Source organism: Xanthomonas sp. SHU 308 (assembly GCF_000364645.1).
In the GTDB taxonomy this organism is placed as follows: Bacteria; Pseudomonadota; Gammaproteobacteria; order Xanthomonadales; family Xanthomonadaceae; genus Xanthomonas_A; species Xanthomonas_A sontii.
Window position 1 is genome coordinate 1 of the sequence record NZ_AQOK01000071.1, and the last position, 8,879, is coordinate 8,879.

Here is an 8,879-nt window from a genome sequence, read left to right on the forward strand (position 1 = left end):
GCGGGCCGCCGGCGCCACGTGCGTCGCGGTCGCGGTCGGTCGGACGCGCCGGCGCCGGCGTGTCGTCCAGGCGCCGGGTCAGCGCGATGCGCTTGCGCGCCACGTCCACTTCCAGCACCTTGACCTTGACGATGTCGCCGGCCTTGACCACGTCGCGCGGATCCTTGACGTAGCTGTCCGAGAGCGCGGAGATGTGCACCAGGCCATCCTGATGCACGCCGATGTCGACGAACGCGCCGAAGGCGGCGACGTTGCTGACCACGCCTTCCAGCACCATGCCCGGTTTGAGGTCCTTGATGTCCTCCACGCCGTCGGCGAAGCGCGCCGCCTTGAACTCCGGGCGCGGATCGCGGCCCGGCTTTTCCAGTTCCTTGAGGATGTCGCGCACCGTCGGCAGGCCGAACTTCTCGTCGGTGAACTGGTCCGGCTTGAGGCCGCGCAGGAAGCCGCCGTCGCCGATCAGGGCCTTGATCGGCTTGCCGGTGGCACCGACGATGCGCTCCACCACCGGATAGGCTTCCGGGTGCACCGCCGAAGCGTCTAGCGGCTCCTCGCCATCGGCGATGCGCAGGAAGCCGGCGCATTGTTCGAACGTCTTGTCGCCCAGCCGCGGCACCTTGAGCAGGTCCTTGCGGCGCTTGAACGGGCCGTTGTCGTCGCGGTGGCGCACGATGTTCTCGGCCACGCTCGACGACAGCCCGGACACGCGCGACAGCAGCGCCGCCGAGGCGGTGTTGACGTACACGCCGACCGCGTTCACGCAGTCCTCCACCCGCGCGTCCAGCGCCCGCGCCAGGCGGTACTGGTCGACGTCGTGCTGGTACTGGCCCACGCCGATCGCCTTGGGCTCGATCTTGACCAGTTCCGCCAGCGGATCCTGCAGGCGCCGCGCGATCGACACCGCGCCGCGCAGCGACACGTCGAGCTGCGGGAACTCCTTGGCGGCGAACTCGGACGCCGAATACACCGAGGCACCGGCTTCGCTGACCACGATCTTTTCCAGCTTCAGCTGCGGATTCTGCTTGATCAAGTCCGCAGCCAGCTTGTCGGTCTCGCGGCTGGCGGTGCCGTTGCCGATCGCGATCAGCTCCACGCCGTGCTGCGTGCACAGCTGCCGCAGCGTGTGCAGCGACTGGTCCCACTGCCGGCGCGGCTCGTGCGGATAGATGGTGTCGGTGGCCAGCAGCTTGCCAGTGGCGTCGACCACCGCGATCTTGCAGCCGGTGCGGATGCCCGGGTCCAGGCCCAGGGTCACGCGCGGCCCGGCCGGCGCGGCCAGCATCAGGTCCTGCAGGTTGTCGCCGAACACCGCGATCGCCTCGGCTTCGGCCTTTTCGCGCGCCTGGTTGAACAGGTCCAGCAGCAGGTGCATGTGCAGCTTGGCGCGCCAGGTCAGGCGACAGGCATCCAGCAGCCAGCGGTCGCCCGGACGGCCCTGGTTGGCGATGCCGGCGCGCAGCGCGACGCGGCCTTCGGCGTACTGGTGGCCGGCTTCGGCCTCGCTGCCGGGATCCAGTTCCAGATACACGATCTCCTCGCGGCGCGCGCGGAACAGCGCCAGCAGCCGGTGCGAAGGAATCTTGGCCAGTGCTTCGGCGTGATCGAAGTAGTCGCGGTACTTGGCGCCTTCCTGCTCCTTGCCCTCGGCCACGCGGGCGCGGATGACGCCCACCTCGCCCAGCCAGGTGCGCAGTTCGCCGACCAGTGCGGCATCCTCGCCCCAGCGCTCCATCAGGATCGCGCGCGCGCCTTCCAGCGCGGCCTTGACGTCGGCCACACCCTTGTCGGCATCGACGAAGCCGGCGGCGAAGGTTTCCGGCACCTGGCTCGGATCGGCCAGCAGGCCGTCGGCGAGCGGTTCCAGCCCGGCCTCGCGGGCGATCTGCGCGCGCGTGCGCCGCTTGGGCTTGTAGGGCAGGTAAAGGTCTTCCAGCCGCGACTTGGTGTCGGCGGCGACGATCTCCGCACGCAGTTCGTCGCTGAGCTTGCCCTGCTCGGCGATGCTGGCGAGCACCGCGGCGCGGCGCTCTTCCAGTTCGCGCAGATAGGTCAGGCGCACTTCCAGGTTGCGCAACTGGGTGTCGTCGAGCCCGCCGGTGACTTCCTTGCGGTAGCGTGCGATGAACGGGACGCTGGCGCCCTCGTCGAGCAAGGCGATGGCGGCGCGCGCCTGCGCCGGCTGCGCGCCGATCTCGGCGGCGATGGTGTTGGCGATCTGCTGGGCGAGCTGAGTGTCGTGCATTGCGTCCGGCCGAAGCCGCCTTGCGGAAAACCCGCATTTTCGCAGTGCGCGCGCCGCCGGGGAACCCGTTGACAGGCGCGCGCCAAGCTGGCGGCGTCAGGTGACGCCGTTCGGCCCGTCCAGCACCATGCGCACCTTGCGGATCAGTTCCTGGCGGTTGTACGGCTTGGCCAGCACCTCGAACTCGTTGCCGCCGGCATCGGTACGCTCGATCGAGGACTCGGCATAGCCGGTGGTCAGCAGCACCTTGATCTTGGGCCGGCGCCGCCGCGCCTCGCGCGCCAGCATCACGCCATTGAGGCCGCCGGGCATGATCAGGTCCGAATACAGCAGGTCCACGTGCACGCCGGTGTCGAGCAGCTCCAGCGCCTCGCGCGCGTTGTACACCACGTGCGTGGCATAGCCCTGGTCGCCCAGGAACAGGCGCGCCAGTTCGGCGATGTCCGGCCGGTCCTCGACGATCAGGATGGTCTCGTCGCCCTGGCGATCGAACGGGCGGCGCGTGCGCGAATCGCGCGGGGCCATGTTCTCGACGTTGTCGTCGATCGGGAAGTACAGGCGCACGGTGGTGCCGTGGCCCTCCTCCGAATACAGGCGCACCGCACCGCCGGACTGCTTGGCGAAGCCGTAGACCATGGACAGGCCCAGGCCGGTGCCCTTGCCTTCTTCCTTGGTGGTGAAGAACGGATCCAGCACGCGCGCCAGCACCTCCGGCGGCATGCCGCTGCCGTTGTCGGTGATCGACACGCACACGTAGTGGCCAGGCAGCAGGTTGTCGTAGGTGGTGGGTTCGTCCGCGCGCACCGACACGTTGCGGGTCTGGATCACCAGACGCGGCGCCGGCTGGTCGGCCATGGCGTCGCGCGCATTGATCAGGATGTTGAGCAGCGCCACTTCGGCCTGGGTCGGGTCGATCCGGCAGTTGCGCAGGTCCGGCGACAGCTCCAGCGAGAACGCGATGCCGTCGCCCAGCGTGCGCTCGGCCACATCGCTCATCCCGGCCACCAAGGCATTGAGATTGAGCACGCGTCCTTCCAGCTTCTGCTTGCGCGCGAACGCCAGCAGCTGCTGGGTCAGGCGTGCGGCCTGGCCGGCGGCATCGCGTGCGCGGTCCACGCTCTTGCGCAGCAGCGACGGATTCAGCGGGTCGCTCTCGACCGCGTGCTCGATCAGTTCCAGATACCCGGACATGACCTGCAGCAGGTTGTTGAAGTCGTGCGCAATGCCGCCGGTGAGCTGGCCCAGCGCCTCCATCTTCTGCGCCTGACGCAGCGCGTCCTCGGCATCGCGGCGACGGCTGACGTCCAGCTGCGAACCGAAGAAATACACCAGCTCGCCGCGGTCGTCATACACCGGGGAGATATACAGCGCGTTCCAGAAGCTGGAACCGTCCTTGCGGTAGTTGAGGATCTCCACCGCCACTTCGTCATGCGAGGTAATGGCGTCGCGGACGCTGCGCACGGTCTCGCGATCGGTGTCCGGTCCCTGCAGGAAGCGGCAGTTATTGCCGATCAATTCCTCGCGACCGTAACCGGTCATTTCCAGGAACGCGCGGTTGACGAAGATGATCGGATTGTCCGGCTGCCGCGGATCGGTCACGATCATCGGCATGCGCGTGGTCTGCACCGCAGCGAAGAAGATATCGCTGCGCTGATTGGACATGTCGGTGGGGGCGTTCGGGTCGACGGTCGTCGGCGGCGCCGAGGTGTTGCTGATTTCTGGTGCGGGCATGGTCGGTGGCAGGTCGATGCGAACCGTCGCTGGCCCGCCTAGGCGGGCGGCCACACCGGGGTTCGCACGCCGGCGTCAACGCGAATAATACCTGTGCAAGCGTTCTACCACGATATCGTCCTGCAGCGACTCCAGCGCCATGATCCGCACCTGCCGATCGCTCAATGCCAGCACGCGCTCAACATAGATCTCCGGGCCTGCCTCGGTTTCCTTCATGGACTTGCGGAACCCGTAGGGCACGACGCCCTTCTCTCCGTCCTTGCTGCCACCGATATACAGAACGACCGACATGACGCTTCCTATACAGGGAATTCGTGGAACTGGCGCGCACCATACACAGCGCCATGTGAGGGACTTCTGCACCGAGATTAATCGCGGCTGTTTGCCCGAACATGACGTCCGCGGCGGCTCACGCGGACTTAACCGGACCTGCGCCTAAGTCGCACATCCTTTCTGCGCCGGGGCGTCATGGATCTCAAGAGCGGTTATCCCTTCTGGTCGGTCCGCAACGGCCTGATGCAGAGCTTTCCGCAGCTGCGCGACGACGTGCGCTGCGATGTCGCGGTCGTCGGCGGCGGTATCACCGGCGCCTTGATCGCCGAAGAACTGAGCGCGCACGGGCATGCCGTGACGGTCCTGGAGCAGCGCGACATCGGCTGGGGCAGCACCGCGGCCAGCACCGCCCTGCTGCAGTACGAGATCGACACCCATCTGATCGATCTGGCCAAGCGCTATGGCGAACCTGCCGCCGCCCTCGCCTACGGCGCCTGCGCGCAGGCGCTGGAGCAGTTGCGCGACCTGGTCCGGCCGCTGCGCGATGTCGACTTCGGCTGGAACGACAGCCTGTACTACGCCAGCAAACGCCGCCACGTGCGGGTGCTGCTGGAAGAACTGGAAGTGCGCGCGCGACACGGCCTGGACGTGGAATGGCTGGACGCGCAGACGCTGGACGCGGACTACGGCCTGCAGGCGCACGGCGCGATCCTCAGCCACCAGGCGGCACGGGTGGATCCGTACCGCCTCACCTATCGCCTGCTCGGCCGCGCCTTCCGACGCGGCGTCGGCGTCTACGACCGCACCCGCATCGCGCGGATCGTGGTCACTGGCCGCGGCGTGACCCTGCACACCGATCAGGGCGCGCAGGTGCGCGCCGGCCATGTGGTGATGGCCGCCGGCTACGCCAACCAGCACTGGCTGGATCAACGCGTGGCCCGCAACCGCAGCAGCTACGCCTTCGTCAGCGACCCGCTCGAGCCTTCCGTCCTCGGCCCATTGCGCGACACCATGATCTGGGAAAGTGCGCGGCCGTATCTGTACCTGCGCAGCACCGGCAACGGCCGCATCGTCGCCGGCGGCGAGGACGACAGCGTGGACGTGCCGGCGCGCCGCGACGCGCGCGTGGACAGCAAGGCGCGCACGCTGTCGCGCAAGATCGCCAAGGTGATGCCGGGACTGGAGCTGCAGCCGACCTTCGCCTGGGCCGGCACCTTCGCCGAGACCGAGGACGGCCTGCCGTTCTTCGGCCCGCACCCGCAGCACGGCCCGCGCGTGCAGTTCGCCATGGCCTACGGCGGCAACGGCATCACCTACAGCATGATCGGCGCCGGCCTGCTGCGCGCCCAGATCGAGCGGCATGCGCACCCGCTCAAGCGCCTGTTCGGTTTTTCCCGGCTCGACTGACCCGAGCCACCAACAAGCACCACTGGTACATCCGTACGAATGGCTTCAGCCGCGACCGGGGCGTTCCCGGGAAAGCCCGTCGCGGCTGAAGCCGCTCCTGGGCGGCAACGTCGTGCATTGCGAAAGCAGCGGTTTGCGGACGCCACGCGCTCAACCCGTCCCCGGCCACCAACCCCGACCGTACAGCGCATAGCGATCGGCGGCGCGTTCCAATGGATTGCGCACGCTGACCCCGCCGCAGGCCAGGTACACCGGCAGGAACAGCGGCCCGAGCAGCATGTACTGCAGCACGTGCGCACGTTCGTGGTCGCCGAGCCGTACCGCAGGATGCCGGCAACGACCGGCAGCGTGTTCGTAGGTGGCGCAGGCCACGTCCAGATCGTCTGCGCTGAGCAGGATCACGTTGCCCAGCGTCATCGCCCCGCGTGGCCGCATCGGCACGCGTTCGAACACCAGCGCCAGTTCGCGTCGGCTGAAGCGCAGGCGCGCACCGAAGGCCAGCGCGATGGTCCCGACGAGCATGCCCAGGACAGTGTTCGGCGAGGTCCAGAGAACGCCGACGGCGATGCCGGCACGGCGCCAGACCCGCGACAGCGGCCGCGTCAATCGGCTTCGTTGGGAATCAGCAGCCACAGGATCAGATAGACCAGGATGCCGGGGAAGGCGGCCGAGACGATCGACCCGACCACGTACAGCACCCGTAGCAGGGTCGCATTCCAGCCGAAGCGGTGGTCGATCCCGCCCATCACGCCCGCGATCATGCGGTCGTTCAACGAGCGCGACAGCGAACGGGGTTGCGACATGGCAGCGGCTCCAGCGACGGCGGCTGGCTCACTCTACGCGCGCCGGCGCGGGCGCGGCGTGACGGCGCAATGCCGCCAATTGTTGCTCGAACCAGGCCGCCGCCTCCTGCTCCGGCCGGCCAGGACAGGCGACACGGTAGGCGCTTCCGCTGACGCTGCTGCGGCTGGCGCCGCGCGCGATGAACTGCTCGGCGCTGTCCACCAGGTCGCGCGAACGCAGTGCCGCATACTTGCGCTGCAGATGCGCCTCGGCCTCGCGACCGGAGTACCAGGTCCCGTTGCGTTGGAATCGGCACGGCGAGGACTGCAACACCGCCAGCAGTCCGCGGATTTCACGGTCGGCCGCGGCCGCAGGCGCAGCGATGCCGCGCTCCACGCTCAGCCAGGCCAGCGCCACCGCCACCGCCAACACGACGCCAGCAAGAGGCGCCCCTGGCGGCACGACGCGTCGCCGCTGGCGCTCAGTGCCCGCCATCGCGCTCGGCCAGCCACTGATGCAGTGCCGCCGGCACTTCGCGTTGGGCGCGGCCGGAGACGTAGATACCGATATGGCCGCCGCGGAAACTCAGTTCGGCGTAGTCGCGGCTGCCCACCACGCCGCGCAGCGCCCGCGACGCGTCCGGCGGCACCAGGTGGTCCTGCTCGGCATAGACGTTGAGCACCGGCATGGTGACCCGACCCAGGTCCACCGTGTGCGCACCGATGCGCGCGCGCCCGTGCATCAGCGCGTTGTCCTGATAGAACTGCTTGACGAACTCGCGGAAGGTCTCGCCGGCCAGATCCGGCGAATCGAAGATCCATTTCTCCATGCGCAGGAAGTCCTCCAGCGCCCGCGGATCGTCGAGGATGTCGAGCAGGCCGACGTACTTCTGCAGGTTCAGCCGGAACGGCTTGAGCATCAGGTAGCTGACGTTCATCAGGTCCGCCGGCACGTTGCCCAGCGTGTCCACGAACAGGTCGACGTCGACCTGGCGCGCCCAGTTGGACAACATGTTGTCCGGGGTGTGGAAATCCACCGGGGTGACCATGGTGACCAGGTTGCGCACCTTCTCCGGCTGCAGCGCGGAGTAACACAGCGAGAACGTGCCGCCCTGGCAGATGCCGAGCATGTTGACCGGGGCGCCGTCGCCGGCCGCGCGCAGGTGGTCCACCGCGCCGTCGATGTAGCGCAGCAGGTAGTCCTCCAGCGTCAGGTAGCGCTCGGAACGGTCCGGGTAGCCCCAGTCGAGTACGTAGACGTCCTCGCCCAGCGCCAGCAGTCCCTGCACCAGCGAGCGGTCCGCCTGCAGGTCGACCATGTACGGACGGTTGACCAGGGCATAGACGATCAGCAGCGGCACCTTGGCGGTGGGCGGGCGTTCGCCGACGAAGCGGTACAGCACCACCTTGCCGTCGCGCCACACTTCCTGCCGCGCGGTGGTGCCGTAGTCCACCGTGTCCAGGCCCGGCAGCACGCGCAGACCTTCGAGCAGCTTGCGCTGCAGCTCCAGGGTTTCCTGGACCAGATCGTCGCTGCTGAAACTCAGCGGTCCCTTCATGCGCGACTCCGGCGTGCCGCCGGCGTGGTCCCGGCCCGCCGCGACGTGGCGGCGGGCGTGGCCTTCGCTGGCGTGGCGGCGTTGGATTTGGATTTGGGCGCGGCGGCTGCCGCCCGCGCAGGGGCCGACCTGGCCGCGGTCTTCCTGGGGCTTTTCTGCGGCGCAGCCGGGGCCGTGGCAACCGGTGCAGGTCCGGCTGCGGCAGTCGCGCCCTGCCCTTCGCCGCGCTCCAGTCGTCGCAGCCGCCGTTCCAGGTCGGCGATGCGCCGATGCGCGGCATCCAGTTCGGTACGCGTGGGCAGGCCCACCTGCTCGCACACCTGCTCGGTCTCGCGCTGCAGCAGGGCGCGCAGGCGCATCTGCGCGTTCGCGACGTCGGCATAGACCTGGCGGAACTCCGGCGACAGCGCGGCCGCCGCATACGCTTCCTCGGCCGCGTCGATCCACAGGTCGAACATCGCCCGCGCGTTGGTCAGTTGCCGGCCCGGATCCTCGTGCGCGCGCAGCTTCTCCTCGAACAGGCCGAAAGCGCGGTCGATGGCGCCCTGCAGCAGCCCAAGATAGGCCTGCAACTGCGCCTGATAGTCCTGCTGGGCCTTGGCCAGCGCCCGCCAGCGTGCCTGGTGGTTGCGCGCCGGGCCGAACCCGGGCATCTGCAACCATGGGCCACTGTCGCGTTGCAGGCCCTGCAGCCACTGCGCCGCCTGCTGCAGCCACGGGTCGATCCCGGCCTGGCCGGCCCCGCGCACCGCACCCAGCAGCCACTGCAGCAATTGCTCGCGTTGACCCTGTACCTGTCGCTTCCAGGCGTCGGCGACGTCGGTACTGCTGGCGTCGCGACCGGCGAACTGCGCCGCCACCTGCTGCATCGCGCCGAGCCAGTCG

9 protein-coding genes are annotated in these 8,879 nt (G+C 68.7%); 1 reads left to right on the forward strand and 8 read right to left on the reverse strand.

Annotated elements, in window-relative coordinates; all coding sequences use genetic code 11:
• From D588_RS0103290 to D588_RS0103300, 3 genes are all read right to left on the reverse strand, one after another.
• Positions 1–2,242: Tex family protein (locus D588_RS0103290; RefSeq protein ID WP_017914962.1), on the reverse strand; the 2,242-nt coding region annotated here is incomplete at its 3' end.
• 96 nt (positions 2,243–2,338) lie between these two features.
• Positions 2,339–3,904, reverse strand: coding sequence for a hybrid sensor histidine kinase/response regulator (locus D588_RS0103295; protein WP_230979331.1), 1,566 nt, complete (start codon positions 3,902–3,904; stop codon positions 2,339–2,341).
• Positions 3,905–4,048: 144 nt separating this feature from the next.
• Positions 4,049–4,264 (reverse strand): hypothetical protein, encoded by a 216-nt coding sequence (locus D588_RS0103300; RefSeq protein ID WP_017907884.1) that lies wholly within the window; start codon positions 4,262–4,264, stop codon positions 4,049–4,051.
• A 177-nt stretch (positions 4,265–4,441) separates the two neighbouring features.
• On the opposite strand from D588_RS0103300, the gene D588_RS0103305 reads away from it, so the two are divergent.
• A complete protein-coding gene (locus tag D588_RS0103305) occupies positions 4,442–5,653 on the forward strand; it encodes an FAD-dependent oxidoreductase (protein WP_017907885.1) in 1,212 nt (403 codons plus the stop codon).
• Positions 5,654–5,803: 150 nt separating this feature from the next.
• Here the strand turns inward: D588_RS0103305 and D588_RS0103310 are convergent, their stop codons facing one another.
• The 5 genes from D588_RS0103310 to phaE all read right to left on the reverse strand — a co-directional run.
• Positions 5,804–6,259: a hypothetical protein gene (locus D588_RS0103310; RefSeq protein ID WP_017913022.1), complete on the reverse strand. Its 456-nt coding sequence runs from the start codon at positions 6,257–6,259 to the stop codon at positions 5,804–5,806.
• Positions 6,256–6,456: a PspC domain-containing protein gene (locus D588_RS0103315; RefSeq protein ID WP_026143324.1), complete on the reverse strand. Its 201-nt coding sequence runs from the start codon at positions 6,454–6,456 to the stop codon at positions 6,256–6,258. Before D588_RS0103315 ends, D588_RS0103310 begins: the two co-directional genes overlap by 4 nt.
• A gap of 28 nt (positions 6,457–6,484) precedes the next feature.
• A complete protein-coding gene (locus D588_RS0103320; protein ID WP_043083256.1) occupies positions 6,485–6,868 on the reverse strand; it encodes a DUF5329 family protein in 384 nt (127 codons plus the stop codon).
• 49 nt (positions 6,869–6,917) lie between these two features.
• On the reverse strand, positions 6,918–7,994 hold the full coding sequence (locus D588_RS0103325) for a class III poly(R)-hydroxyalkanoic acid synthase subunit PhaC (RefSeq protein WP_017914966.1): 1,077 nt from the start codon (positions 7,992–7,994) through the stop codon (positions 6,918–6,920).
• The coding region (gene phaE / locus D588_RS23890) for a class III poly(R)-hydroxyalkanoic acid synthase subunit PhaE (protein ID WP_017914967.1) at positions 7,991–8,879 on the reverse strand (889 nt) is incomplete at its 5' end. The genes D588_RS0103325 and phaE, both read right to left, overlap by 4 nt.